This window comes from Pseudomonas sp. Leaf15 (genome assembly GCF_001421425.1).
Classification (GTDB): domain Bacteria; phylum Pseudomonadota; class Gammaproteobacteria; order Pseudomonadales; family Pseudomonadaceae; genus Aquipseudomonas; species Aquipseudomonas salomonii.
Window position 1 is genome coordinate 134660 of the sequence record NZ_LMKI01000005.1, and the last position, 24545, is coordinate 159204.

General features: G+C 61.7%; 19 protein-coding genes. 6 read left to right on the forward strand and 13 right to left on the reverse strand.

Features of this window, described 5'->3' with window-relative positions; genetic code table 11:
* Positions 1-16: 16 nt before the first annotated feature.
* Positions 17-1177 carry an AAA family ATPase gene (locus tag ASE80_RS06330; protein ID WP_056858163.1) on the reverse strand — a complete coding sequence of 387 codons (1161 nt, stop codon included), beginning with the start codon at positions 1175-1177 and terminating at the stop codon, positions 17-19.
* A 119-nt stretch (positions 1178-1296) separates the two neighbouring features.
* Here ASE80_RS06330 and ASE80_RS06335 point away from each other — a divergent pair, with 119 nt between their 5' ends.
* The 4 genes from ASE80_RS06335 (at position 1297) to ASE80_RS06350 (ending at position 8795) form a co-directional block, all read left to right on the forward strand.
* Positions 1297-2379, forward strand: coding sequence for an efflux RND transporter periplasmic adaptor subunit (locus tag ASE80_RS06335; RefSeq protein WP_056858164.1), 1083 nt, complete (start codon positions 1297-1299; stop codon positions 2377-2379).
* Positions 2376-3446 carry an efflux RND transporter periplasmic adaptor subunit gene (locus ASE80_RS06340; RefSeq protein WP_056858165.1) on the forward strand — a complete coding sequence of 357 codons (1071 nt, stop codon included), beginning with the start codon at positions 2376-2378 and terminating at the stop codon, positions 3444-3446. Before ASE80_RS06335 ends, ASE80_RS06340 begins: the two co-directional genes overlap by 4 nt.
* Positions 3443-6496: an efflux RND transporter permease subunit gene (locus ASE80_RS06345; RefSeq protein ID WP_056858166.1), complete on the forward strand. Its 3054-nt coding sequence runs from the start codon at positions 3443-3445 to the stop codon at positions 6494-6496. The genes ASE80_RS06340 and ASE80_RS06345 overlap by 4 nt, the downstream gene beginning before the upstream one ends.
* 115 nt (positions 6497-6611) lie before the next feature.
* Positions 6612-8795 (forward strand): glycoside hydrolase, encoded by a 2184-nt coding sequence (locus ASE80_RS06350; RefSeq protein WP_056858167.1) that lies wholly within the window; start codon positions 6612-6614, stop codon positions 8793-8795.
* Between the two features lie 112 nt (positions 8796-8907).
* On the opposite strand, the gene ASE80_RS06355 is transcribed toward ASE80_RS06350, so the two are convergent.
* From ASE80_RS06355 to ASE80_RS06410, 12 genes are all read right to left on the reverse strand, one after another.
* A complete protein-coding gene (locus ASE80_RS06355) occupies positions 8908-9534 on the reverse strand; it encodes a class I SAM-dependent methyltransferase (protein WP_056858168.1) in 627 nt (208 codons plus the stop codon).
* Between the two features lie 50 nt (positions 9535-9584).
* Positions 9585-10229 carry a methionine ABC transporter permease gene (locus ASE80_RS06360; RefSeq protein WP_056858169.1) on the reverse strand — a complete coding sequence of 215 codons (645 nt, stop codon included), beginning with the start codon at positions 10227-10229 and terminating at the stop codon, positions 9585-9587.
* Positions 10219-11331 (reverse strand): methionine ABC transporter ATP-binding protein, encoded by a 1113-nt coding sequence (locus ASE80_RS06365; protein ID WP_056858170.1) that lies wholly within the window; start codon positions 11329-11331, stop codon positions 10219-10221. The genes ASE80_RS06360 and ASE80_RS06365 overlap by 11 nt, the downstream gene beginning before the upstream one ends.
* On the reverse strand, positions 11328-12143 hold the full coding sequence (locus ASE80_RS06370; protein WP_056858171.1) for a MetQ/NlpA family ABC transporter substrate-binding protein: 816 nt from the start codon (positions 12141-12143) through the stop codon (positions 11328-11330). Before ASE80_RS06370 ends, ASE80_RS06365 begins: the two co-directional genes overlap by 4 nt.
* A 143-nt stretch (positions 12144-12286) precedes the next feature.
* The gene (locus ASE80_RS06375; protein WP_056858172.1) at positions 12287-13639 is read right to left on the reverse strand and encodes an LLM class flavin-dependent oxidoreductase; all 1353 of its coding nucleotides are present in this window, start codon (positions 13637-13639) and stop codon (positions 12287-12289) included.
* Positions 13640-14833, reverse strand: a complete 1194-nt coding sequence (locus tag ASE80_RS06380) for an SfnB family sulfur acquisition oxidoreductase (protein ID WP_056858173.1) — start codon at positions 14831-14833, stop codon at positions 13640-13642.
* A gap of 24 nt (positions 14834-14857) precedes the next feature.
* Positions 14858-16099, reverse strand: a complete 1242-nt coding sequence (locus ASE80_RS06385; protein ID WP_056858174.1) for an SfnB family sulfur acquisition oxidoreductase — start codon at positions 16097-16099, stop codon at positions 14858-14860.
* 187 nt (positions 16100-16286) lie between these two features.
* Positions 16287-17072, reverse strand: coding sequence for a hypothetical protein (locus ASE80_RS06390; RefSeq protein WP_056858175.1), 786 nt, complete (start codon positions 17070-17072; stop codon positions 16287-16289).
* Between the two features lie 313 nt (positions 17073-17385).
* Positions 17386-18132 (reverse strand): L-cystine ABC transporter ATP-binding protein TcyN, encoded by a 747-nt coding sequence (gene tcyN / locus ASE80_RS06395; protein WP_056858176.1) that lies wholly within the window; start codon positions 18130-18132, stop codon positions 17386-17388.
* A gap of 2 nt (positions 18133-18134) precedes the next feature.
* Positions 18135-18800 (reverse strand): cystine ABC transporter permease, encoded by a 666-nt coding sequence (gene tcyL / locus ASE80_RS06400; RefSeq protein ID WP_017135731.1) that lies wholly within the window; start codon positions 18798-18800, stop codon positions 18135-18137.
* Positions 18800-19594 carry a cystine ABC transporter substrate-binding protein gene (gene tcyJ, locus ASE80_RS06405; RefSeq protein ID WP_056858177.1) on the reverse strand — a complete coding sequence of 265 codons (795 nt, stop codon included), beginning with the start codon at positions 19592-19594 and terminating at the stop codon, positions 18800-18802. The genes tcyL and tcyJ overlap by 1 nt, the downstream gene beginning before the upstream one ends.
* A gap of 275 nt (positions 19595-19869) precedes the next feature.
* Positions 19870-20868: a D-cysteine desulfhydrase gene (locus ASE80_RS06410; protein WP_056858178.1), complete on the reverse strand. Its 999-nt coding sequence runs from the start codon at positions 20866-20868 to the stop codon at positions 19870-19872.
* A gap of 166 nt (positions 20869-21034) precedes the next feature.
* Here ASE80_RS06410 and epsC point away from each other — a divergent pair, with 166 nt between their 5' ends.
* Both epsC and betT read left to right on the forward strand, forming a co-directional pair.
* Complete coding sequence (gene epsC, locus ASE80_RS06415; protein WP_056858179.1) at positions 21035-21961, forward strand: serine O-acetyltransferase EpsC; 927 nt, start codon at positions 21035-21037, stop codon at positions 21959-21961.
* Positions 21962-22376: 415 nt separating this feature from the next.
* Positions 22377-24338, forward strand: coding sequence for a choline transporter BetT (betT, locus tag ASE80_RS06420; protein ID WP_164488393.1), 1962 nt, complete (start codon positions 22377-22379; stop codon positions 24336-24338).
* Positions 24339-24545 lie beyond the last annotated feature (207 nt).

Here is a 24545-nt window from a genome sequence, read left to right on the forward strand (position 1 = left end):
GGAACGATCTTTATCTCTACTCAGGCCAATGCCAGGCCGGCCCATCCAGAATCCCCTGGCCCACAATCTGAGTCTGCCCCAGCACCTTCTCCAGCACGATGCAATTGCATGCCTCGTCCTGCTGCAACGCCGCAATCAAGCGGCTGGCATGCGACACCACCCACACCTGGCACTGCGTCGAGGCCTGGATAATCAAGCGCGCCAACGCCGGCGATAAATCCGGGTGCAGGCTGGTTTCCGGTTCGTTCAGCACCATCATGGTCGGCGGCCGTGGCGTCAGCAGCGCCGCGATCAGCAGCAGGTAGCGCAAGGTGCCGTCCGACAATTCCGCGGCCGACAACGGCCGCAGCAAACCTTCCTGATAAAACTCAATCGCAAAACGCCCACCTTGCAACGGCTCGATGTTCAGCCGTGCACCGGGGAACGCGTCACTGACGGCGCGCTGCAACGCCTCGGGATCGCCGATTTCGCGGATGGTCTGCAATGCCGCCGCCAGGTCGCGCCCATCGTGATGCAACACTGGCGTGCGCGTGCCCAGTTGCGGCTGGCGCACGGGGGCGTCCACATCGCTGCGAAAATGATCATAAAAACGCCAGCCACGAATGCTTTCGCGCAGCAACAACACCTCCGGCGAGCCGCGCAGGCTGCCGACCTGATCGAACAGGCTGTGATAGTTGGGCGTGTGCTGGGCCAGTACGTCCCAGGCGCGGCCATCGCGGGCGCGCACCATCGGCCCGGAGCGCTGCACCAGCAGGCTGGCCGGGCGGTAGACGTGACCGGCCCAGATGCATTCTTTCTTTACTTCCGGGTCCAGTTGGAACGCGGAAAGGGTCTTTTCCGGCAAGCCAAGGGAGATTGCGTAGCTGAAGTCCTCGGCGGCAAACCCCAGGCGCAGGCGTTTGACGCCCTGGCGCACCGTCGGCTCAACGGCCACCTCGCCATTGCGCATGCGTCGGCTGACGTTCTCGGGCCCGGCCCAGAAGGTTGAATCCAGCCCGCCTTCACGCGCCAGGGCATTGATCACCCCGCCTTGGGCGGTTTCGGCCAGCAAGCGCAAAGCGCGGTACAGGTTGGACTTGCCGCTGCCATTGGGGCCGGTGACCAGGTTCAAGCGGGCCAGCGGCACCACCAGTTTATTGATCGAGCGGTAGTTGGCCACCGCGAGGGTTTTGAGCATGTGTTTTAGTCGGCGTGGGAACCCTTGGAGTATGGGATGCTCCATGCAGATAAGGAACCCTGATCTAAGCTCACAGTCGCATACTCACTGTCACATCGCGTCACGCAAAAGGAGCCTGCATGGGCGGTCGTATTTACACCTGTATTTTCGGACTTGGCCTGCTGACGCTGCTGAGCGGCTGTGGCCAGGAAAAGGCCGAACCCAAGGAGCATTCGCGGGTGTTTGTGCAGACCGTGCAGCCCGCGGATTTTGCCGCCGCCGTGACCCTGACCGGCGATATTCAGGCTCGCGTGCAAACCGACTTGTCCTTTCGCGTGGGCGGCAAGATCATCCAGCGCATGGTCGACGTGGGCGACCGCGTAACCGCCAGGCAAGTGCTGGCCAAGCTCGACCCCAAGGATTTGCAGACCAACGTTGATTCCGCCCAGGCCCAGGTCGTGGCCGAGCAGGCGCGGGTCAAGCAGACCGCAGCGGCCTTTGTGCGCCAGGAAAAGCTCCTGCCCAAGGGTTACACCAGCCGCAGCGAATACGACGCCGCTCAAGCCGCGTTGCGCAGCAGCCAAAGTGCCCTGGCCGCGGCCCAGGCGCAGTTGGCCAATGCCCGCGAACAACTCGGCTATACCGCGCTGGTCGCTGATGCCCCAGGCGTGATCACGGCGCGCCAGGCCGAAGTCGGCCAGGTGGTGCAGGCCACCGTGCCGATTTTCAGCCTGGCCACCGATGGCGAGCGCGATGCGGTGTTCAACGTATATGAGTCCTTGCTGGTGGAGCCGCCGCCCGATGCGCCGATCACCGTGAGCCTGCTGGATAACCCGAGCATCAAGGCCGTGGGTAAAGTGCGTGAAGTCACGCCTGCCGTGGCGGCCAATACCGGCACCGTGCAAGTGAAAATCGCCCTGCAATCGCTGCCCAAAGGCATGCAGTTGGGCTCAGTGGTCAGCGCCACGGCCAATGGCCCGGCCAAGGCCAGTGTGGAGCTGCCGTGGTCGGCGCTGACCAAAGACCTTAACGAACCCGCCGTGTGGCTGATTGACGGTGACGGCAAGGCGCAACTGCACAAAGTCACGGTAGCGCGCTACCTGACCGGCAAAGTGATTATTGGCGACGGCCTTAAAGGCGGCGAAAAAGTCGTGGTGGCCGGCGGGCAATTGCTGCACCCCGGCATGCTGGTCGAGATCGCCCAGCAAGGAGTCCAGCCATGAAGCGCCTGACGGCATTGCTTGCCGCCAGCCTGTTGCTGGTCGCCTGCTCCAAAGAGGAAGCGCCGCCCGAGCCCGTGCGGCCGGTGCTGTCCATGGAAGTGAAATCTGAAGATCAGGAAAACCTCGGCCGTTTCGCCGGCACCATCCAGGCCCGCTACGAAAGCAACCTGGGTTTCCGCGTGCCCGGCCGTATCGCCCGCCGTGCCGTAGATGTCGGCGCCGAAGTGGAGAAGGGCGCCTTGCTCGCCGTGCTCGACCCCACCGACCAGCAAAACCAGTTGCGCGCCGCCCAAGGCGACCTGGCCCGCGTGCAGGCGCAGTTCATCAATGCCCAGGCCAACGCCCGACGCCAGCAGGAACTGTTCAATCGCGGCGTCGGCGCCCAGGCCCAGCTGGATGTGGCCCAGACCGACCTGAAAACTACCCAGGCGACCCTTGACCAAGCCAAAGCCTCGGTCAACCAGGCCAAGGACCAACTCAACTACGCCGAACTGCGTACCGACCACGCCGGGATCGTCACCGCCTGGAATGCCGAAGCCGGCCAAGTGGTCAGCGCCGGCCAGCAAGTGGTGACCCTGGCGCGCCCGGACATCAAGGAAGCGGTGATCGACCTGCCCGCCGGGCTCGCCGAGCGCCTGCCGCCGGACGTGGTATTCCTGGTCGCCGGGCAACTCGACCCGAGCGTCAACACCACCGCCATCGTGCGCGAGATCGAACCCCAGGCCCAAAGCGCCACGCGCACCCGCCGCGCACGCCTGACCCTGGCCGAAACGCCACCTGCGTTCCGCCTCGGCACCGCCATCAGTGTGACCCTGAGCACGGCCATTGCACCGCGTATCGAAGTACCGCTGACAGCCTTGCAGGAAGCCGACGGCAAAACCCGCATCTGGCTGCTCGACAGCCAAAGCCAGACCGTGCAGCCGCGTGACGTCACGGTGATCAGCCGCGATGCCAGCAGCGCCTTGCTCAACGGCGGCGTCAAACCCGGCGAACGCATCGTCACCGCTGGCGTGAACAGCCTGAAACCCGGGCAAAAAGTCAAAATCGACGAGGACAGCCCGCGATGAAAGGGAGCTTCAACTTATCCGACTGGGCCCTCAAGCATCAGTCCTTCGTCTGGTACCTGATGTTCGTCGCGCTGCTGATGGGCGTGTTCTCCTACATGAACCTGGGCCGCGAGGAAGACCCGTCGTTCACCATCAAGACCATGGTGATCCAGACCCGCTGGCCGGGCGCGACCCAGGAAGAAACCCTCAAGCAAGTCACCGACCGCATCGAGAAAAAACTCGAAGAACTCGACTCCCTCGACTATGTGAAAAGCTACACGCGGCCGGGTGAATCCACGGTATTCGTGTTCCTCAAGGACACCACCAGCGCCAAGGCCATCCCGGAGATCTGGTACCAGGTGCGCAAGAAAATCGACGATATTCGCGGCACCTTCCCCCAGGGTTTGCAGGGGCCGTCGTTCAACGATGAGTTCGGTGATGTGTTCGGCTCGGTCTACGCGTTTACCGGCGATGGCCTGTCGATGCGCCAGCTGCGCGACTACGTAGAACAGGTGCGCGCCGAGATTCGTTCGGTGCCGGGGCTGGGCAAGGTCGAGATGATCGGCCAGCAGGACGAAGTGATTTACCTGAACTTCTCCACGCGCAAACTCGCGGCGTTGGGCATTGATCAACGGCAAGTGGTGCAAAGCCTGCAATCACAGAACGCCGTGACCCCCGCCGGGGTGATCGAGGCCGGGCCGGAGCGGATTTCGGTGCGCACGTCCGGGCAATTCGCCTCGGAAAAAGACCTGGCCAACGTCAACCTGCGGCTTAATGATCGCTTCTATCGGCTGGCGGACATTGCCGATATCAGCCGTGGCTACGTCGACCCGGCGCGGCCGATGTTCCGCTTCAATGGCAAGCCGGCGATTGGCTTGGCCATAGCCATGCAGAAGGGCGGCAATATCCAGTCGTTCGGCAAGGCGCTGCACACGCGCATGGACGAACTGACCGCCGACTTGCCGGTGGGCGTTGGCGTGCATAAGGTTTCCGACCAGGCCGAAGTGGTGGAAGAAGCCGTCGGCGGCTTTACCAGCGCCCTGTTTGAAGCGGTGATCATCGTGCTGGTGGTGAGCTTTATCAGCCTCGGCATGCGTGCCGGCCTGGTGGTGGCGTGCTCGATCCCACTGGTGCTGGCGCTGGTGTTCGTGTTCATGGAATACAGCGGCATCACCATGCAGCGGGTGTCATTGGGCGCCTTGATCATTGCCCTCGGCCTGTTGGTGGACGACGCGATGATCACCGTGGAGATGATGATCACGCGCCTGGAAAAAGGCGAAACCAAGGAGCAGGCGGCGACCTATGCCTACACCTCCACAGCCTTCCCGATGCTCACCGGTACGCTGGTGACCGTGGCCGGTTTTGTGCCGATTGGCCTCAACGCCAGCTCGGCGGGCGAGTACACCTTCACCCTTTTCGCGGTAATTGCCGTGGCGATGTTGGTGTCGTGGGTGGTGGCGGTGCTGTTTGCGCCGGTGATCGGCGTGCATATCCTCAGCGCCAACGTGAAACCGCATGACGCCGAACCTGGGCGCATCGGCCGTGCCTTCAATGGCGGCATGCTCTGGGCCATGCGCAACCGCTGGTGGGCCATCGGCATTACCGTGGGCCTGTTTGTGGCCTCGGTGTTCTCCATGCAGTTTGTGCAGAACCAGTTTTTCCCGTCCTCGGACCGTCCGGAAATCCTCGTCGACCTCAACCTGCCGCAAAACGCCTCGATCAATGAGACGCGCAAGGCCGTCGACCGCCTTGAAGCAATCATCAAGGACGACCCGGACATTGCGCGTTGGAGCACCTACATTGGCCAAGGGGCGATTCGTTTCTACCTGCCCCTCGACCAGCAACTGGAAAACCCCTACTACGCGCAGCTGGTCATCGTGAGCAAAGGCCTGGAAGAGCGCGGCGCCTTGATTGCGCGCCTGCAAAAGCGCCTGCGCGATGATTTTGTCGGCATCGGCAGTTATGTGCAGCCGCTGGAAATGGGCCCGCCGGTGGGGCGGCCGATTCAGTATCGCGTGTCGGGCAAGGATATCGATCAGGTGCGCAAACACGCTATCGAACTGGCGACCTTGCTGGACCAGAACACCCACCTGGGCGAGATCATCTACGACTGGAACGAGCCCGGCAAAGTGCTGCGCGTGGACATTGCCCAGGACAAGGCGCGCCAACTCGGGCTGTCGTCGGAAGACGTGGCGCAGTTGATGAACAGCGTGGTCAGCGGCGCCTCAGTGACCCAGGTACACGACGATATCTACCTGATCAACGTGGTCGGCCGCGCCGAAGACGCCGAGCGCGGTACGCCGGAAACCTTGCAGAACCTGCAGATCGTCACACCCAATGGCACCTCGATTCCACTGCTGGCCTTCGCCACCGTGCGTTATGAGCTCGAGCAGCCGCTGGTATGGCGTCGGGACCGCAAGCCGACGATCACCATCAAGGCCTCGGTGCGTGACGAGATGCAGCCCACGGACCTGGTGAAACAGCTGGCGCCGACCATCGATAAATTCAGCGCCGGCTTGCCGGTGGGTTACAAGGTGGCCACCGGCGGCACCGTCGAAGAAAGCGGCAAGGCCCAGGGCCCGATTGCCAAGGTGGTGCCGCTGATGCTGTTCCTGATGGCGACCTTCCTGATGATCCAGCTGCACAGCGTGCAGAAGATGTTCCTGGTGGCCAGTGTCGCGCCGCTGGGCCTTATTGGCGTGGTGCTGGCGCTGATTCCCACTGGCACGCCCATGGGCTTTGTGGCGATCCTCGGCATTCTGGCGCTGATCGGCATCATCATCCGCAACTCGGTGATTCTGGTGACGCAGATCCACGAATATGAAGTGGCCGGCTACACAGCGTGGGACGCGGTGGTGGAAGCCACCGAGCACCGGCGCCGACCGATCCTGCTCACTGCAGCGGCGGCCAGCCTGGGCATGATCCCGATTGCGCGGGAAGTGTTCTGGGGGCCGATGGCCTACGCGATGATTGGCGGGATCATCATTGCGACCTTGCTGACGCTGCTGTTTTTGCCGGCGTTGTATGTGGCTTGGTACAAGATTCGGGAGCCGAAAAAAGAACAGGCCTGACCATCGGAGCCTTCCTGCAAGGATGTGGGAAGGTTCTTTGAAACACTTTTCGAACACTTGCTGAGGCTTATGTGCTTTACCCTCCGGGCCTGATCTTGTCTGGAAGGCCCGTGCCATGCGTCATTTTTTGCTGGTTGTCAGCCTGTTGTTATCTCCACTGGCATTAGCCGGCACCGTGTTGGAAAACGCCCTGTGGCGTGTCGAGCTCGACCCCGCCACGCTCGCGCTGCGCGTTACGCCCGCAGGCGAGGCGTCGGTGCAGGCGTCCAGCGGTGTGGCTGCCCATGCTGTCAGTGATATGCAATCGGGTGCCGAGCAGGCTGCCTGGCAGTGGGACAACGGCGCTTATCGCCTGACGGCCCGCCTTGAGCAGCGCGACCTGTCCCTGACCCTCAGCGCCCGCGAGCCGGGTGAGTTGCCGCTGTTGCGCCAACCCGCTGCGGCCATGGGCAAGGGGTTGATCTGGCCCTTGGCCGAAGGGCATTACATACCGGCCGATAACGCCGTGTGGAAAGCGTTTTTGCTGGAGCAGGGCGAACTCAATACCACTCAAGACCTCAGCCTGCCGTTATGGGGCATGGATCACGGCCGCTTCACGTTGAACTGGTTGCTGACCAACCCCTACAACAACCAGTTGAAATGGCAGGCCGACGGCAAGGGCCTGGCACTCTCGGTGGCGCACGAATTTACCCGTCTTGATCCCGCGGCGCCGATGACCTTGCGCTTGCACCTGGGCGACGCCGACCCATTGGCCGGTGCCAAGCGCTATCGGCAATGGCTTGTGGAGCAGGGCCGCTACGAGCCGCTGGCGGACAAGCTGCAACAAACCCCCGAAGCCAAAAAACTGCTGGGCGCCAGCCATGTCTACCTGTGGGGCAACAGCCTGCTGGCCCCCGCTGATGTGCGTGATTGGCCGCTGCTGGTCAAACGCTTGCGCGGTCATGCACTCAAGGGGTTGATGGACAAAGAGGCGACTCAGGTACTCGCGCAAGCCAAGGCCTTGAACCGTTATGAGCAAGGCGTTTTGCTGCGGGGCCTGAATGCGGCGATCAATCAGCAAGCCCGGCAGGCTTGGCAAGTCGAAGACCCGGACATGACCCGGCTCGCCGCCCGCTATGGTGAGCTGCGCAGCGAGCTGGCCAAGGACTTTGCCGGGGCCTTGACCGATACCCCGGAGACCTGGGGCAACCAGACGATTCAATCCCTGCGCGACGCCGGGCTGCCGCGTCTGTTGGTGACCCTGGGCGAAGGCTGGGAAGGCGGCCTGTGGCATCCCGAAGCGATTCGCGCCGGTGTCGAAGCCGGTTACCTGATGGCGCCCTACGACTCCTATGAAACCGCCTTGTCCGCCAGCGAAAACCCGGACTGGACCACCGCGCACCTGGGCGCCAAGGCCTACCGCGACTGCGCAATTGTGCTCAAGGACGGCAAGCTGAAAACCGGCTTCCAGCAATCGGGCCACTACATCGACCCGCGCTGTATACGGCCTTTGCTGGAAGCGCGGGTGAAGGCGGTGCAGGCCAGGGCCGGTTTTAACGCCTGGTTCCTGGATGCCTACGCCACCGGCATGGTGTTCGACAGCTACCGTGACAGTGCGCCCATGACTCAGGCGCAGAACGCCGAAGGCAATATCGATGCCTCCCGCTGGATCAACACGGTACTCAAACTGCCGGCGGGCTCCGAAGATGGCAATGCCAGCACCGCCCAGGGCACTCTGTTCGCCCACGGCATGCAGACACCGGTGATCGGCTGGGGCGATCGGCAGATGACCCAGGACAAGCAATCGCCCTATTACGTCGGCAACTGGTACCCGCCGGAGCAGCCGGCGGTGTTCTTCAAGCCTGTGCCGTTAAAAGAGCCGTTTCGCACACTGTACTTCGACCCGACCATGCGCCTGCCGCTGTACCAGGCGGTGTTCCATGGTTCGGTGATCACCACCCACCATTGGCTGTTCGACAACCTGAAGCTGAGCAATGTGCGGGCCGAGAACGAGCTGACCCAACTGCTCTACAACGTGCCGCCGCTCTATCACCTCACGGATGCGACGCTTAAGCAGCGGCTGCCGATGATTCAGCGTCAGGACCGTTTTTTCAGGCCGTTGCATCAGCGTTTGGCGGCTCAGGCGATGACCGATTTTCGGTGGCTGACGGCGGACAAACAGGTGCAGCAGACCACGTTTGCCGATGGCACGCGGTTGGTGGTGAATTTTTCTGCGCAGGAGCAAGCGGGGTATGTGGGGCGTAGCGTGACGGCGTTGGTGGTGGGTGAAAAACCGGTGGTGTATCAGGTGAATCCGTAGCGCCGGTTAAATCGCTATCGCAGGCAAGCCAGCTCCCACATTTGAAGGTATTCACACATCAAAATGTGGGAGCTGGCTTGCCTGCGATAGCGTCAGATCAAACAACGAGTCTCTAGGCCTTGCGCCACACACTCGCCAACCAAGGCTGTTGCTCGCGCGGCAACCCGGCCGGTCGGTAGTAATGCTCCAACTCCACAAACCCCGCCGCCGTCAGCAAGCCTTGCCACGTCTCCAGGTCGTGATAAGACCCGTACCGAGGCCCATTCCAGCCTTCCTGATTCTCACCCCGAGGGTTGGAACTGAACAACACACCCCCCGGTTTCAGCGCCCCATGCAGTTGCTTGAGCACCCGTGGCAGTTCCTGCTTGGGAATATGAAACAGCACCGCATTGGCAAACACCCCATCAAAGCGCGCGGCGGGTAAATCCAGCTTCAGGAAGTCCTGCTGCAACACCTCACAACCACTGTCTTCACGCGCCATCTGCGCAAAGCGCTCTGAGCCATCGAGCCCCACGGCGATATGCCCCATACGCGTAAACGTGCGCAAATCCCGCCCTGGGCCGCAGCCGAAATCCAGCACGGTAAACGGTGGCGTGCCCTGGATATGCCGCAGCAGGGCGTCGATGTTCTGGCTCACATCGTGATCGCGCGTGCCTTCGCGGAAGTCTTCGGCGACTTTGTTGTAGTGGCCGAGGGTGGTGGTGGTGATCTGGTCGAGGTCGTCGGGCTTTAAGGTCATGACGGGTAATACCGGGCGCTGAGATTGCCCGACTATACCTCACCTCTCCCTCATCTCTTGTTAAGCACCCGCGCCAACCGATCCCCACCCAACTGAATCACCGCTACCAACACCACCAGCAGCACAATCACCGTGAGCATGATCTGCGTGTCAAAGCGCTGATAGCCATATCGATAAGCAATGTCCCCCAGGCCGCCAGCCCCAATCGCCCCGGCCATGGCCGATGAGTTGATCATGGTCACCAGGGTAATCGTAAACCCGCCGACAATCCCCGGCAGCGCCTCGGGAAGCAACACATGCCAGATAATGTGCCAGCGGCGGCAGCCCATGGCCTGTGCGGCCTCGATCAAGCCATGATCGACCTCACGCAAACTCACTTCGGCAATCCGCGCAAAGAACGGCGTGGCGGCGATGGTCAGCGGTACAACGGCGGCCCACACGCCGTAGGTAGTGCCGACGATCAGCCGCGTGAACGGGATCAGCGCCACCATCAGGATCAAAAACGGAATGGAGCGGAACAAATTGACGAACGCCCCCAGCACACGGTTCAGCGCCGGAGCCTGGTAGATGCCGCCCTTGTCGCTGGTGACCAGGAACACCGCCAGCGGAATCCCCACCAGCAACGCAATCAGCGATGACACGCCAACCATCAACAAGGTGTCGATGGCGCCCTGTAATAAACGATCAAACCACATAGCCCAGTACCTCTACCTGTTGCGCCCAATTCCCCGCGCGGCTGCGCAACTCTTCGGCGTTGTGGGGCGAGCCATTTACCGCCAACAGCAATTGCCCCAGGGCATGCCCCTGAATCCGCTCCACACCGCCTTGCAGCAAGCGCACGCGCCCGCCGAGGGCGCTGAACAGTGCGGCCAGGTCCGGTTCGTCTGCGGTGCTGCCAGTGAACTGCAACCGCAACACCGCCGCCGCCGTCGACGAAGGTTCAGCCTGCAAGCGACTTTGCAATTCGTCCGGCAGCCCGTGTTGCAACGGCGCCAGCAGGGTTTTGCTGACCTCGTGCTGGGGGTTGCCGAACACTTGCCACACCGGGCCTTGCTCGACGATGCGCCCGTGTTCCAATACCACCACGCGGTCGCAGATGTCGCGAATCACCGCCATCTCGTGGGTGATCAACACGATGGTCAGGCCCAGGCGCTGGTTGATCTCGCGCAACAGGCCGAGGATCGACTGGGTGGTCTCCGGGTCGAGGGCCGAAGTGGCCTCGTCGCACAACAAAATCTGCGGGTCATGCACCAGCGAACGGGCGATGCCCACGCGCTGTTTCTGCCCGCCGGAAAGTTGCGCCGGGTAGGCTGTGTGCTTGTCCTTGAGGCCGACCAGTTCCAACAGTTCCCGCACCTTTTGCTCACGCTGCGGCTTGGGCACACCGGCGACTTTCAGCGGCAGTTCGACGTTCTGCCACACCGTCTTGGCCGACATCAGGTTGAAGTGCTGGAAGATCATGCCGATGCGCCGCCGCAGCGCCACCAGACGGTCTTCGTCGAACTCACCAATGTCCACCTGATCAATCAACACGCGCCCGCTGCTTGGTTGTTCCAGGCGGTTGATGGTGCGGATCAGCGACGACTTGCCGGCGCCGCTGCGGCCGATAATGCCGAACACTTCACCGTGCTGGATCGCCAGATCAATGCCTTGCAGGGCATGCACGGCGCCGTCATAGGTTTTGCCCAGGTTGATAAAACGCACATGGGCACGGTTCAGGTCGGGGTGCAGCTCTGTCTGCTCGGCGGCCCTGGGCGGCATGCCCAGGTCGCGCAGTTGGGCGTTGGCGGCGGTCATTTTTTATCTTCCCAGCCGACCTGGTAGAGCTTGCCGAGGGATTTATCCAGCGCCGCACGCACCACTGGCGAGTGCTGGTAAATGTCGACGAACTTGATCACGCGCGGGTCGGTTTTGCTCTTGGGCTGGATCACAAACTGAATCACGTATTCCGGGTGGTCGAGGCCGTCGAACAGCAGCGCCGACTCGGCATCGAAGGTCTTGGACAGGCGGATATACGCCGGGTAACCCTGCACCAGATCGGCGTCGTCATAGGCGCGCACCAGTTGCACGGCCTCGACTTGCAGGATCTTGAGCTTTTTCGGGTTGGCGATGATGTCTTCTTCGGTGGCCTTGTAGCCCACGCCCGGCTTGAGGCTGATCAGCCCGGCCTTGGCCAGCAATTGCAGGCCGCGACCGCTGTTGATCGGGTCGTTGGCAATCGCCACGCTGGCGCCTTGGGGCAGGTCATTGATGGTTTTGTACTTCTTGGAATACAGCCCGACGTTGTTGATGATGCCCGGCGCGTAGGGCACCAGGTCAAAACCGGCGGCGGCCTTGGCGTTTTCCAGGAACGGAATGTGCTGGAAGTAGTTCACGTCAATATCGCCGGCGGCCAGGCTGACGTTGGGCGCGATCCAGTCGGTGAACTCCACCAGCTCGACTTTCAGGCCTTGCTTGCCGGCTTCAGCGACGGCGGCTTCGAGAGGAATCGCGAAGGCGGCGGTGGTGCCGATTTTCAGCGGTGCGTCGGCGGCAAAGACGGCCGAGCTGAACAAGCCGAAAGCCAGGGCCAGTGCTTTGACTGGGTGGGAGAGCCGTGTCTTTTTCATAATCGATTTCCAGTCGTAAGAGATTCGAGCAAACGATGAGGATCTAATGTGGAAGCTGGCTTGCCTGCGATAGCGGTGGGTCAGCAAAAAAGATGTGGCTGACAGACCGCTATCGCAGGCAAGCCAGCTCCCACAGTTTTGGTTCAGTGTCGGTAGGTGGAACCGGTGTGTTGTTCGGGTAGACGAGCCCCGGCGTGAAAGACCTTTTCGCGCAGTGTTCCCTGCTCATAAGCCGTCTTGTACGACCCACGCTTCTGCAACTCCGGCACCACCAAATCGATAAAGTCGACATAGCTTTCCGGCGTCACAATCCGCGTCAAATTGAAGCCATCCAGCCCCGTCTCGCTGATCCAGGATTCCAGCTCATCAGCCACCTGCTCGGGCGAGCCGACCAAGGTGATATAGCGCCCACCCAGGGCGTGCTGTTCGAGCAATTTGCGCCGGGTCCAGTCGTTGTTCTGCAGGTTCTTGGTGGCGGACTGAATCGCGTTGCTCTTCACGTACTGGATCGGTTCGTCGATCTCGTATTGAGAGAAATCAATCGCCGTGGACGCCGAAAAATGCGCCACGCCGGCCTCCGGGCTGGCGTAGCTCAAGTACTCGGCGTGCTTGGCCCAGGCCAGCGCTTCGGTGGCGCCAACGATCACGTTGAGCCCCATGAACACCTTGATGTCCTCCGGGTTGCGCCCGGCCTCGACGGCACTGGCGCGCACCTTGTCCACCTGGGCTTTGGTCGCGGCCTTGTTCTGGCCGCTGATAAATACGCACTCGGCATGGCGCCCGGCAAACAGCAGGCCACGGTCCGAACTGCCGGCCTGGAACAGCACCGGGGTACGCTGTGGCGAGGGTTCGCACAGGTGATAACCCTCGACCTGATAGAACTCGCCGTGATGCTCGACCTTGTGCACCTTGCCCGGCTGCGCGTAGACCCGTTGCTTCGGGTCATTGAGTACCGCGTCGTCTTCCCAGCTGCCTTCCCAGAGTTTGTACAGCACCTGCAGGTACTCATCGGCCTGGTCATAGCGGCGGTCATGCTCCACCTGCTCGGTCAGGCCCATGGCCTTGGCCGCGCTGTCGAGGTAGCCGGTGACGATGTTCCAGCCGACCCGGCCACGGCTCAGGTGGTCGAGCGTGGACATGCGTCGGGCGAACAGGTACGGCGGCTCGTAGGTGAGGTTGGCGGTGAGGCCGAAACCGAGGTTTTTGGTCACGGCGGCCATGGCCGAGACCAGCAGCAACGGGTCATTGACCGGCAGTTGGATCGACTCTTTGAGCGGCACGTCGACCGAGTTCTGGTACACGTCGTACACGCCGACGATATCCGCGATGAACAAACCGTCGAACAGCCCGCGCTCCAGGGTTTGCGCCAGTTCGGTCCAGTATTCGATGGTTTTGTATTGCGTGGAGGTATCCCGTGGGTGAGTCCACAGGCCGTGGTTGATATGCCCGATGCAGTTCATGTTGAAGGCATTGAGCAGGATTTTTTTCTTGGCCATTCAGATGGTCCCCCGCAGTGGTGGGTTTTCATCGTTGAGGTAGTAATTGCCCACCGCGTGGTACTTCCAGCGCACCGGGTCGTGCAGGGTGTGCACCCGGGCGTTGCGCCAGTGACGGTCGAGGCCATGCTCGGCCAGAGTGGCCTGGCTGCCGGCCAACTCGAACAAGGTGCTGCCGGCGGCCAGGGAGATTTCCGTGCTCAGGGCGCGTACTTCAGCGACAGCAATGGAGGCTGCTGCGACGGTTTCGGCATTGCTGTCGGCCTGGGCGCGGTCGAGATATTCACCCGAGCGCTCCAGCAAGGCCTCGGCCGCGTGCAGGCGGATGCTCAAGTGGCCGAAGCTCTTGAGCGTCAGTGGGTCTTCGCTGGCCTTGTCGTTGCCGGCGTCGATCCACGGGCGGGTCTTGGTGCGTACAAAGTGCAGCGCGTCTTCAAAGGCGGCGCGGGCGATGCCGGTGTCGATGGCGGCGTGAAGGATCTGCGCCAGCGGGCCGACGGTGGTCGGGCGCTCGAAGGCGCTCTGGAACGGGATCACGTCCTGGGCGGCCACCCAGACGTTTTCGAATACCACTGAACCGCTGCCAGTGGTGCGCTGGCCGAAACCACTCCAGTCGTCGATCACGCTCAAGCCCTCGCTGTCGCGGGGCACAAACGCCAGTTGCTGCACGCCGTGTTCATCCACCACCGAAGTGGGGATGCGTTGGGCGTAGATCGCGCCGGTGGAATAAAACTTGCGCCCGGTGATGCGAAAACCGTCGCCGTCGCGGCTGATGGAGGTGACGCGGTCGTGGGCGGTTTTGGTGCCGAGTTCCGCCAAGGCGTTGCCGAAACGCTGCCCGGCGAGTACTTCGGCGTACAGGCGTTTTTGCTGGGCCGGGCTGCCATTCACGCGCAGCACTTCCAGCGCATAAAAGTGGTTTTGCGGGATCTGGCCCAGCGAGGCGTCGGCCTGGGCAATCAGGGCGATGACCTTGGCCAGGGTGACGTTGGACACACCGGCGCCGCCATATTCCTTGGGCACGCTGATGCCCCACAGGCCGGAGCGCGAAAACACGTCCAGTTCGGGCAGCGGCAGACGGCGTTCGCGGTCACGCTGGGCGCTGTCACGGGCAAAGTCTTCGGCCAGGTCGCTGGCGACAACAAGGGCTTGTTCGTCGCTGGTGATGACCGCGACGTTAGGGGAAAAAGTCATGGGTTTCTCCAGATGTCTGGTCGGTCAGATCCAGGAATGTCGAGCAGGCAAAGTGCCGTTCAGCCGATACGCGCCGATGGCGTGATACTTCCAGCGCACCGGGTCGTGCAGGGTGTGCACGCGGGCGTTGCGCCAGTGGCGGTCGAGGTTGAATTCGGCGAGGGTGGCGCGGCTGCCGGCCAGTTCGAAGAGCTTTTCGCTGACCAGCAACGACACTTCGGTAGTCAGCACCTTGGCCTCGGCCACGGCAATCGAGGCGCGGGCGGCCGAGTGCGCGGTGATCGGTGCGGCGCCGACTTCGTCCAGCAGCTTGCCGGCCTTGCGCAGCAGGGCTTCGGCGGCGTGCAGTTCGATTTTCAGTTTGCCGATATCGGCGATCACGTACAGGTCATCGCTGGCGCGTTCGACCTTGGCGTCGATCCACGGGCGCGAACGTTCGCGCACGAAGGCGATGGTGTCATCCAGCGCCCCACGGGCGATGCCGGCATCGATGGCGGCCTGGATCAGTTGCGAGACGGCGCCCTGAATATTCGGGCTTTCGCCGAGGCGCCAGTTGTCGACGACCAACTCTGCGTCCACCGGCACCTGATCGAGTAATACCGTGCCGCTGGCGGTGGTGCGTTGGCCAAAGCCCGACCAATCGTCAACGATGCGCAGCCCTGGCGTGCCACGGCGCACAAACGCCATGACTTGCTTGCCGTCATCGTTCAGGGCTTTTACCGCGACCCAATGGGCGAACAAGGCGCCGGTGGAGTAGAACTTCTGGCCGCTGATCACATAGCCGTCATCCCTGGCAGTGAGGCGCGCCTTGAGTTCCAGGGTGTTTTTGGTGCCGCGTTCGGGGCCGCCATTGCCGATGCGCCAGCCGTCGAGCACGCTTTGGAACAGCTGCTTTTTCTGGCGCGCGGTGGCGGTGCTTTGCAGCAGGTGCAGAATGCCGAAATGGTTCTGCGGGATTTGCCCGAGGGCCGGGTCCGCTGCGCTGATGATCGCGAACACTTCGGCCAGGGTCACGAATGACACCTGGGGGCCGCCGTATTCACGGGGAATGGAAATACTGCCCAGCCCGCTGCGGGTGAACTGTTCAAGCTGCGCCCAGGGCAGCTTGCGCTGCTGGTCGCGTTTGGCCGCTTGCAGGCGCGCGGCCTGAGCCAGCTCATGGGCCGCGCTCAACGCCTGGGCGTCGTTGCGCAGCACCGTGGCCGGCAACAGCAGTGGGGCTACGTCCAGATCACTCTGGTGGGGTGTTAGAGCCAAGTTAGACATCAGCGCCGCTCCTTGGCTGCACGTAATGCCCTGGCGTTATGCACCGGGGTAATTCTGACCATACCGACCTCGCATTCAATGAAATAAAAACAGAAAAATCAGAGATGTCCGGTGGTCCGGTGCATATACCCTAAGCGTGTTAAATTTTTAAATAAACTAACTTATTGGAATATGCATAGAAGGGCTGTCACCCAGGCTCGCAGGGCGAGCCGGGCTGGCGCGGTTGATAGGTCGTCGCGGCCCTGACGGAGCGGGCTGGCGGCTGTGGCGCGCAGGTGGCGATGTTCAAGGTGCGTACCGGTGCCCAGCGCGAATTATTGCCGACCCGATCGAGAATGCAGTACGTCACGTCCAGGCGGCTGTCGTCGCCCGCTTCGATAATCACTGTGGAAGGCACCCACACTTGCACCGGCAGGCCGACGCCTTTGGCCTGGATTCTCGGCAGGTCCAGGCGCACATCGCCCCAGCGCAGGGTGATGGCATCGCCCGTGGCCATGTTCAGGTAGGGCTGGATGGTCAGTGGGATGCCGCGCCGCACCTGGCTGCCGTTGACACCGTAGCGGCGGATGGTCTCGGGCAGACCCACGGGGGCGAGGTTCTGGTTTTCATCGTCCAGCAGTGCGCAGGGGTGGCCACCCGGACAGCAGGTCTTCACGGGCACCTGAGTGAGGTCTGAACGGGCCGGGCCGTGGCCGACTTGCATGACCTGGTAGTGAACCCGTGCGGTGCCATCCTGAATAAAACTTTCGGGTACACGCAGGCGGGTCAGGGTGCCGACCTTGCACGCGGTAATCCGACGCGAGTCGGCAAAGCAGTTGTTCCAGAACAGTTCGATCAGGTCGCCCTCGTCCATGCCAGGGTAAGGTGCGATATCCACCTGCAATTGGGTCGCGGCGAGGGCGTTGATGCCGTGTCGATTCGCTTGGGGCAGGGTTGGGGCGGTGAACGTGGCCTGGGGTGCGGTGCGCGTCATAAGTAATCTCCTTGATGCAGCCAGCAGCAATCGTTCCGGCGCCCGTGGCGCGTTTGCGCGTAAGGTGCCGAAAGGAACGATTCAGTGAGTAGCCGGGATAGGATCCAATCCTCTGTGCGCTAGATAAGAGGGTTGGCTGGCAGGCGTCAATGGCGGCAAAAGGCTAAACGGCGAGTTGGAGCAGATTCAGAAAAGGCTGACGCGGCGGGGGATTTTAAGGCGGGTTTGGCGGGGTGTTTTACCCATGGGAACGAGGATTTTGTGTAGGAACGCTGTTAGGTGGGAGCTGGCAAGCCAGCTCCCACAAAAACTGTCAGTGGGCTAGAAACTTGCTCAAAAACTGCTTGGTCCGCTCTTCCTTGGGGTTGGCAAACAGCGCCTTGGCTTCGCCTTGCTCGACGATCACGCCTTTGTCGAAGAAGATCACCCGGTTGGCCACATCGCGGGCAAAGCTCATTTCGTGGGTGACGATAACCATGGTGCGGTTTTCTTCAGCCAGGCTGCGGATGGTCGCCAGCACTTCGCCGACCAGCTCCGGGTCGAGCGCCGAGGTGGGTTCGTCAAACAGAATCACCTCCGGCTCCATGGCCAAGGCACGCGCAATCGCCACGCGCTGTTGCTGGCCGCCGGACAAGCGCCGCGGGTACGCGTCTTCCTTGCCTGCCAGGCCGACCCTGGCCAAGAGCTTGCGACCCAGCGCGGTCGCCGCCTCGCGCGGCATCTTCTTGACCACGATCGGGCCTTCGATGACGTTTTCCAGCGCGGTGCGGTGCGGGAACAGGTTGAAGTTCTGGAACACAAAACCCACATGCTGGCGCAAGCGCCGCACCAGGCCTTGTTGCTGGTTGAGCGGTTTGCTGCTGTCGATCTCGATATCACCAACCTTGATACGGCCGCTGGTGGGTTCTTCGAGGAAGTTCAGGCAGCGCAGCAAGGTGGTCTTGCCGGAGCCGCTGGGGCCAATGATGGCGACCACTTCGCCTTCCTTGACCTCCAGGTCGATGCCGTTGAGTACCACCTGACCTTTGAATTGTTTGGTCAGTTTTTCAACCACGATCATGCTCAGGACTCCAGGTCATGCCGGTTGACCCGGTCTTCCAGGCGATTTTGAAAGTGCGCCAGGATGCTTGCCAGGATCCAGTAGATCAGGGCTGCGGAGAGGTACATGGTGAAGATTTCGAAGGTACGCGCCGACACCAACTGTGCCTGACGGAACAACTCCGGCACCTGGATTGTGGCGGCCAGCGCCGTGTCCTTGACCAGCGAAATAAAGCTGTTGCCCAGCGGCGGCAAGGCCGTGCGCATGGCCTGCGGCAGGATGGCCCGGCGCAGGGTCTGCGCGCGTGTCATGCCAATGCTGGCGGCAGCTTCCCATTGGCCGCGCTCGATGGAGCTGATCGCGGCGCGCAGGATTTCACAGGCGTAAGCGGCCATGTTCAGCGAAAAGCCGATCATGGCCGCCGGGATCGGATCCAGCTCGATGCCCACTTGCGGCAAGCCGTAGTAGATCAAAAACAGCTGTACCAGCAAGGGCGTGCCGCGAAAGAACGACACGTAGACTCGGGCGGTCCAGCTTAGAAGCTTGAAGCGCGACAAACGCATCAAGGCCAGGCCGAAGCCCAGCAGCAAGCCGAAAAACATCCCGCCGAGGCTAAGAATCACCGTGTAGTACGCGCCCTTGAGCAGAAAGGGCGCGGAGTCCAGCGCGAGTTGGAAACCTGCTTCCATTATTCAGTGACGTCAGCGTTGAAGTACTTCTCGGACAGCTTCTTCAAGGTGCCATCGGCGCGCAGCTTGTCGAGGGCCTTGTTCACCGCGTCGAGCAGTTCCGGCTCGCCTTTGCGCAGGGCAATACCGGCTTCCTGACGGGAGAAGGCATCACCGGCAGCGGCGGTGTCCGGGGCTTTCTTGGCGTATTCCAGAGCGGCCAGGCGGTCGATCAGGATGGCGTCGATACGGCCGATGCGCAGGTCCTGGAACTTGGTCGGGTCATCGTTATAGGTCTTGATGATGGCTTTGGGTTGGTTGTCCTTGAGCCATTGTTCGTAGTTGGTGCCCAGGCCCACACCGACTTTCTTGCCGGCCAGGTCGTCGGCGGTCTTGATGCTGTCGACGTTTTTCTTCAGCACCAGCGCCTGGATACCGGAGACGGTGTAAGGCTTGGAGAAGTCATACTTCTTCTTGCGCTCCTCGGAGATGGTCACTTGGTTGACCACCGCGTCCAGGCGCTTGGATTCCAGGGCTGCGAGGATGCCGTCCCACGGCGTGGCCTGCAGCTTGACCTTGACGCCCAGCTCTTTGGCCAAAGCCTCGGACAGCTCGACTTCAAAGCCGCTGAGCTTGCCGCTTTCATCGACAAAGCTGAACGGCGGGTAGGTGCCTTCCAGGCCGATCTTGATTTCGCCGGCTTTTTTGATGGTGTCCAGCTGCTCGCCCGCGATGGCTTGGCCCATCAGACCAGCCCCGAGTGCCAAGCCCAAAGTGCCAACCAGCAACGTGCGACGGAATACAGAAATAGTCATGAAGAGCCCCTGTGTTTTTATGTTGAGCGAAGCAGGTGACGCAGTAGTCGTATCCTGCCTTAAAGCGCGGTGCGCGTCTTCGCCTGCGGCGCGACTATAAAGACAGTTTTTAAGACTTGAAAATAATATAAATTCTATTTGATATTCTTTTATGGAATATTCAGCTGATCTAATGTGGGAGCTGGCTTGCCTGCGATAGCGGTGGATCAGCCAGCCCATCTGTAGCTGACGGACCGCTATCGCAGGCAAGCCAGCTCCCACATTTTGGTCCGCGTTCAGTCCGTTAGAATAGCGTCATACGCAAACAACGCCGGTGCCCCGCCGGTGTGCAGGAAAATGATCGGGCCGTCCTCAAACCGCTGACGGCCGATGCCATCGAGCAAACCGGCCATGGCCTTGCCGGTGTAGACCGGGTCCAGCAGCAAGCCTTCCTGGCTGGCTAATAGCTTGACCGCCGCCAGGGTACCGGCGTTCGGTTCGCCGTAGCGCGGGCCGAAATATTCGTCCCACAGGATCACTTTTAAGGCTTCGGGAATGTCCACGCCCAGCAACTCAGCGGTGCGTTCGGCCAGGCCTTGTACCTTCGGGAACTGGGCTTCTTCGGTGCGCGACACGGTAATGCCCACCACCGGCAGATTCGGCAGCACTTCACTCAACGCCAGCGCGAGGCCGCTATGGGTGCCGGCGCTGCCGGAGGCCAGCACCACGGCGGCGAACTCAATGCCGCTGTCTTCGATCTGCCCGGCCAGCTCCAGCCCGGCGCGCACGTAGCCCAGGGCGCCCAAGGCATTGGAGCCGCCGACAGGGACGAGGTAGGGCTTCTTGCCGTTACTGCGCAGGCGGTCGGCGAGGGCGTTGAGTTGGTCGTCGACGTTATCGAGGTTCTCGACCAATTCGACTTTGGCGTCGAACAACTCCAGCAGCAAGCGGTTGCCATTGCCCAGGTAGTTGGGGTCTTCGGTGCCGGTGGGGTTTTCCAGCAGCGCCACGCAGCCCAGGCCGAGCTTGGCGGCCAGCGCGGCGGTCTGGCGCACGTGGTTGGACTGGATGGCGCCGGCGGTCACCAGGGTGTCGGCACCTTGCGCAAGGGCATCGGCGGCCAGGTATTCAAGTTTGCGCAGCTTGTTGCCGCCCATGGCCAGCGGCGTGGTGTCGTCGCGCTTGACGTAAATGTCCCTGCCCAGCCAGGCCGACAGCCGCTCGAGCTTTTCCAGGGCGGTGGCGCCGCCCAGCAGTTCCAGGCGGTTAAAACGGTCAAGCTGTTGTTTGATCATGGCGACGTACAGTGGCTAAGTGATGGGGCGACTATAGGCAGGCACTTTTCATCGGGCAACCGCCAATCGCTTATGCCGGATAGTTCTTAGCATCACACCATTGGTTCTTAAGGGCGGCCAGGGTGCATACCGTAAAGTGATGGCCATATCGTCAGGAGTGAATACCGTGAGTGAGCGTTCCAGTCATTGGCAATTACAGACCATCGTCAGCCAGCTGCGCAGCGCCCGGGACCAGTGGCGCACGCGCAATGGTCGCCTGAGTGGCGAACACGGTGGCCGTGAGTTGCCGTCCCGCGAGGCGGTGGCGCAGATTCTTGAGTCCTTGTGCGGCGCGCTGTTCCCGATGCGCCTGGGGCCGGTGGACCTGCGTGAAGAAAGTGAAGATTTTTACGTCGGGCATACCCTCGACGTCGCCCTGAATGCCTTGCTTGCCCAGGCCCGCCTGGAGCTGCGCTACGCCGCGCGCCAGGGCGCCAAGGATGACAGCGAGGTCGACGCCCTGGCTATTCGCCTGATCCAGGACTTCGCCCTGGCCTTGCCCTCACTGCGCAGCCTGTTGGACACCGACGTGCTCGCCGCCTACCACGGCGACCCGGCCGCGCGCAGTGTGGATGAAGTGCTGCTGTGCTATCCGGGGATTCTGGCGGTGATTCACCACCGCCTGGCCCACCATCTGTACCGCGCCGGGCTGCCGCTGCTGGCGCGGATCAGCGCAGAGATTGCCCACTCGGCCACCGGCATCGACATTCACCCCGGCGCGCAGATCGGCCCGAGTTTCTTCATCGACCATGGGACCGGCGTGGTGATCGGCGAGACCGCGATCATCGGCGAGCGCGTGCGCATCTACCAGGCCGTGACGTTGGGCGCCAAGCGCTTCCCGGCGGATGAGGACGGGCAGTTGCAGAAAGGCCATCCACGCCATCCGATCGTTGAGGACGATGTGGTGATTTACGCCGGTGCGACGATCCTGGGGCGCATCACCATCGGCAAGGGCTCGACCATCGGCGGCAATGTGTGGCTGACCCGCAGCGTGCCGGCGGAGGCGAACATTACGCAGGCGAATTTGCAGCATGACGACGGTGCGCAGAAATAGAGAATCAGCACAAATCCCCTGTGGGAGCGGGCTTGCTCGCGAAAGCGGTGGGTCAGCCGACGAATCTGGTGACTGATACTCCGCATTCGCGAGCAAGCCCGCTCCCACATTTTGAATGTATTCCAGATTCCAACCGATTTTCCCTCAGCCACCGCTGAACGATTTACCTCTCGCGCCCGTCATACCAATCCTTGAGCTAGTGTAGGAATTGTCTACCACTCGGCCCTGCGATTAGTCCCAAACCGCCAACCTATGTTTAACTTGAATGCTTGTTCAAGTTAAACCCGGTGGTTCGCTGCCCGCTCACAACAGGAGGCTTACCTTTGCTGAGTCCGTTATTTACAGCCACATCACACACCTTCGGGGTGCATCGTTCATGAGTGCATCGTCCACCCCATCCAGCGGCCTGGTGCGCATGAATGCGCCGGTTTTCTACTTTGCCGCAACCTTCATTCTGCTGTTTGGCATCACTGTCATCGCTATCCCGCAACAGGCCGGTGCCTGGCTGCTGGCGGCACAAAACTGGGCGGCCAACACGGTCGGCTGGTACTACATGCTCGCGATGACGCTGTATCTGGTCTTCGTGGTGGTCACCGCGCTATCGGGCTACGGCAAGATAAAACTCGGTGCCGACCACGACGAGCCCGAATTCAGTTACCTGTCCTGGGCCGGCATGCTGTTCGCCGCCGGGATCAGCATCACGCTGTTCTTCTTCTGCGTCTCCGAGCCGCTGACACATCTGGTGCAGCCGCCTCAGGGCGAGCCGATGAATGCCGATGCGGCACGCCAGGCCATGCAGATCCTGTTTCTGCACTGGGGTTTGCATGGCTGGGGCGTATTTGCCTTCGTCGGCATGGCCCTGGCGTACTTCGCCTACCGGCATAACCTGCCGCTGGCGCTGCGCTCGGCGCTGTACCCGCTGATCGGCAAACGCATCAACGGCCCCATCGGTTATGCGGTGGACGGCTTCGGCATCATTGCCACGGTGTTCGGCCTGGGCGCCGACATGGGGTTTGGTGTGTTGCACCTCAACTCCGGTCTCGACTACCTGTTTGGCATCGCGCATACGCAGTGGATTCAGGTCGGCCTGATCACCCTGATGATGGGCGCCGCGATCCTCGTGGCCGTGGCCGGTGTCGACAAGGGCGTGCGAGTGATGTCCGACATCAACATGCTGCTGGCCTGTGCGCTGCTGCTGTTCGTGTTGTTCGCAGGTCCCACCCAGCACTTGCTCAACACTTTGATCCAGAACATCGGTGACTACCTCGGCGCCTTGCCGACCAAGAGCTTCGATGTGTACGCCTATGACAAACCCAGCGACTGGCTGGGCGGTTGGACAGTGTTCTACTGGGCCTGGTGGATCGCATGGTCGCCGTTTGTGGGCCTGTTTATCGCGCGTATTTCCCGTGGCCGTACCATCCGCGAGTTCGTGTTCGGTGTGTTGCTGATCCCGCTGGGTTTCACCCTGGCGTGGATGTCGATTTTCGGCAACAGCGCCATCGACCAAGTGCTCAATCACGGCATGACCGCGCTGGGCCAGTCGGCCATCGATGACCCGTCGATGAGCCTCTACCTGCTGCTGGAAACCTACCCGTGGAGCAAGACGGTGATCGCCGTCACGGTGTTTATCAGCTTCGTGTTCTTCGTCACCTCGGCGGATTCCGGCACCGTCGTGCTGTCGACCTTGTCATCCAAAGGCGGCAACGCCGATGAAGACGGGCCGAAATGGCTGCGGGTGTTCTGGGGCGCGATGACGGCGCTGGTCACCAGTGCCCTGCTGTTTGCCGGCAGTATCGACTCGCTCAAATCGGCAGTGGTGCTGACCTCGTTGCCGTTCTCGCTGATTTTGCTGCTGATGATGTGGGGGCTGCACAAGGCCTTTTACCTCGAATCGCAGAAGCAGATTGCCCAGCTGCATTCGCTGGCACCGGTGTCGGCTGCGCGTAAAGGCCGAGGCGGTTGGCGCCAGCGTTTGAGCCAGGCCGTGCACTTCCCGTCACGCGATGAGGTGTACCGTTTCCTCGAATCGACGGTGCGCCCGGCGATCGAAGAAGTGACGGCGGTGTTTGTCGAGAAAGGCCTGAATGTGGTGACTCAGCCGGACCCGTCCAACGACAGCGTCAGCCTCGAAATCGGGCATGGCGAGGAGCATCCATTCGTTTACCAGGTGCAGATGCGCGGCTACTTCACGCCGTCGTTTGCCCGGGGTGGCATGGGCTCCAAAGAGATCAACAACCGCCGCTATTACCGCGCGGAAGTGCACTTGAGTGAGGGCAGCCAGGACTACGACCTGGTCGGCTACACCAAGGAGCAGATCATCAACGACATCCTCGACCAGTACGAGCGCCACCTGCAGTTCCTGCACCTGGTGCGCTGACCCGCCGATCGTTCCCACGCTCCGCGTGGGAATGCCGCCTGGGACGCTCCGCGTCCCGCCGCAGAGATGACGCAGAGCGTCAATGGATGCATTCCCACGCAGAGCGTGGGAACGATAAAATTCCCGCAAACCCGTGTAATTAAAGGCTTTCTTAAACTTAATTTCATTCGTGAACCGTCTGTTTTGACTCCGAACTGTCATCTGGCC

Excerpts from the sequence above, each read along its gene's own strand:
- ASE80_RS06340 (WP_056858165.1), top strand. The coding sequence starts at position 2,376 with ATGAAGCGCCTGACGGCATTGCTTGCCGCCAGCCTGTTGCTGGTCGCC.
- ASE80_RS06360 (WP_056858169.1), bottom strand. The coding sequence starts at position 10,229 with ATGTGGTTTGATCGTTTATTACAGGGCGCCATCGACACCTTGTTGATG.
- ASE80_RS06365 (WP_056858170.1), bottom strand. The coding sequence starts at position 11,331 with ATGACCGCCGCCAACGCCCAACTGCGCGACCTGGGCATGCCGCCCAGG.
- ASE80_RS06410 (WP_056858178.1), bottom strand. The coding sequence starts at position 20,868 with ATGATCAAACAACAGCTTGACCGTTTTAACCGCCTGGAACTGCTGGGC.
- ASE80_RS06370 (WP_056858171.1), bottom strand. The coding sequence starts at position 12,143 with ATGAAAAAGACACGGCTCTCCCACCCAGTCAAAGCACTGGCCCTGGCT.
- ASE80_RS06330 (WP_056858163.1), bottom strand. The coding sequence starts at position 1,177 with ATGCTCAAAACCCTCGCGGTGGCCAACTACCGCTCGATCAATAAACTG.
- ASE80_RS06350 (WP_056858167.1), top strand. The coding sequence starts at position 6,612 with ATGCGTCATTTTTTGCTGGTTGTCAGCCTGTTGTTATCTCCACTGGCA.
- ASE80_RS06380 (WP_056858173.1), bottom strand. The coding sequence starts at position 14,833 with ATGACTTTTTCCCCTAACGTCGCGGTCATCACCAGCGACGAACAAGCC.
- ASE80_RS06390 (WP_056858175.1), bottom strand. The coding sequence starts at position 17,072 with ATGACGCGCACCGCACCCCAGGCCACGTTCACCGCCCCAACCCTGCCC.
- tcyL (WP_017135731.1), bottom strand. The coding sequence starts at position 18,800 with ATGGAAGCAGGTTTCCAACTCGCGCTGGACTCCGCGCCCTTTCTGCTC.
- ASE80_RS06355 (WP_056858168.1), bottom strand. The coding sequence starts at position 9,534 with ATGACCTTAAAGCCCGACGACCTCGACCAGATCACCACCACCACCCTC.
- tcyJ (WP_056858177.1), bottom strand. The coding sequence starts at position 19,594 with ATGACTATTTCTGTATTCCGTCGCACGTTGCTGGTTGGCACTTTGGGC.
- tcyN (WP_056858176.1), bottom strand. The coding sequence starts at position 18,132 with ATGATCGTGGTTGAAAAACTGACCAAACAATTCAAAGGTCAGGTGGTA.
- ASE80_RS06385 (WP_056858174.1), bottom strand. The coding sequence starts at position 16,099 with ATGTCTAACTTGGCTCTAACACCCCACCAGAGTGATCTGGACGTAGCC.
- betT (WP_164488393.1), top strand. The coding sequence starts at position 22,377 with ATGAATGCGCCGGTTTTCTACTTTGCCGCAACCTTCATTCTGCTGTTT.
- ASE80_RS06335 (WP_056858164.1), top strand. The coding sequence starts at position 1,297 with ATGGGCGGTCGTATTTACACCTGTATTTTCGGACTTGGCCTGCTGACG.
- ASE80_RS06375 (WP_056858172.1), bottom strand. The coding sequence starts at position 13,639 with ATGGCCAAGAAAAAAATCCTGCTCAATGCCTTCAACATGAACTGCATC.
- ASE80_RS06345 (WP_056858166.1), top strand. The coding sequence starts at position 3,443 with ATGAAAGGGAGCTTCAACTTATCCGACTGGGCCCTCAAGCATCAGTCC.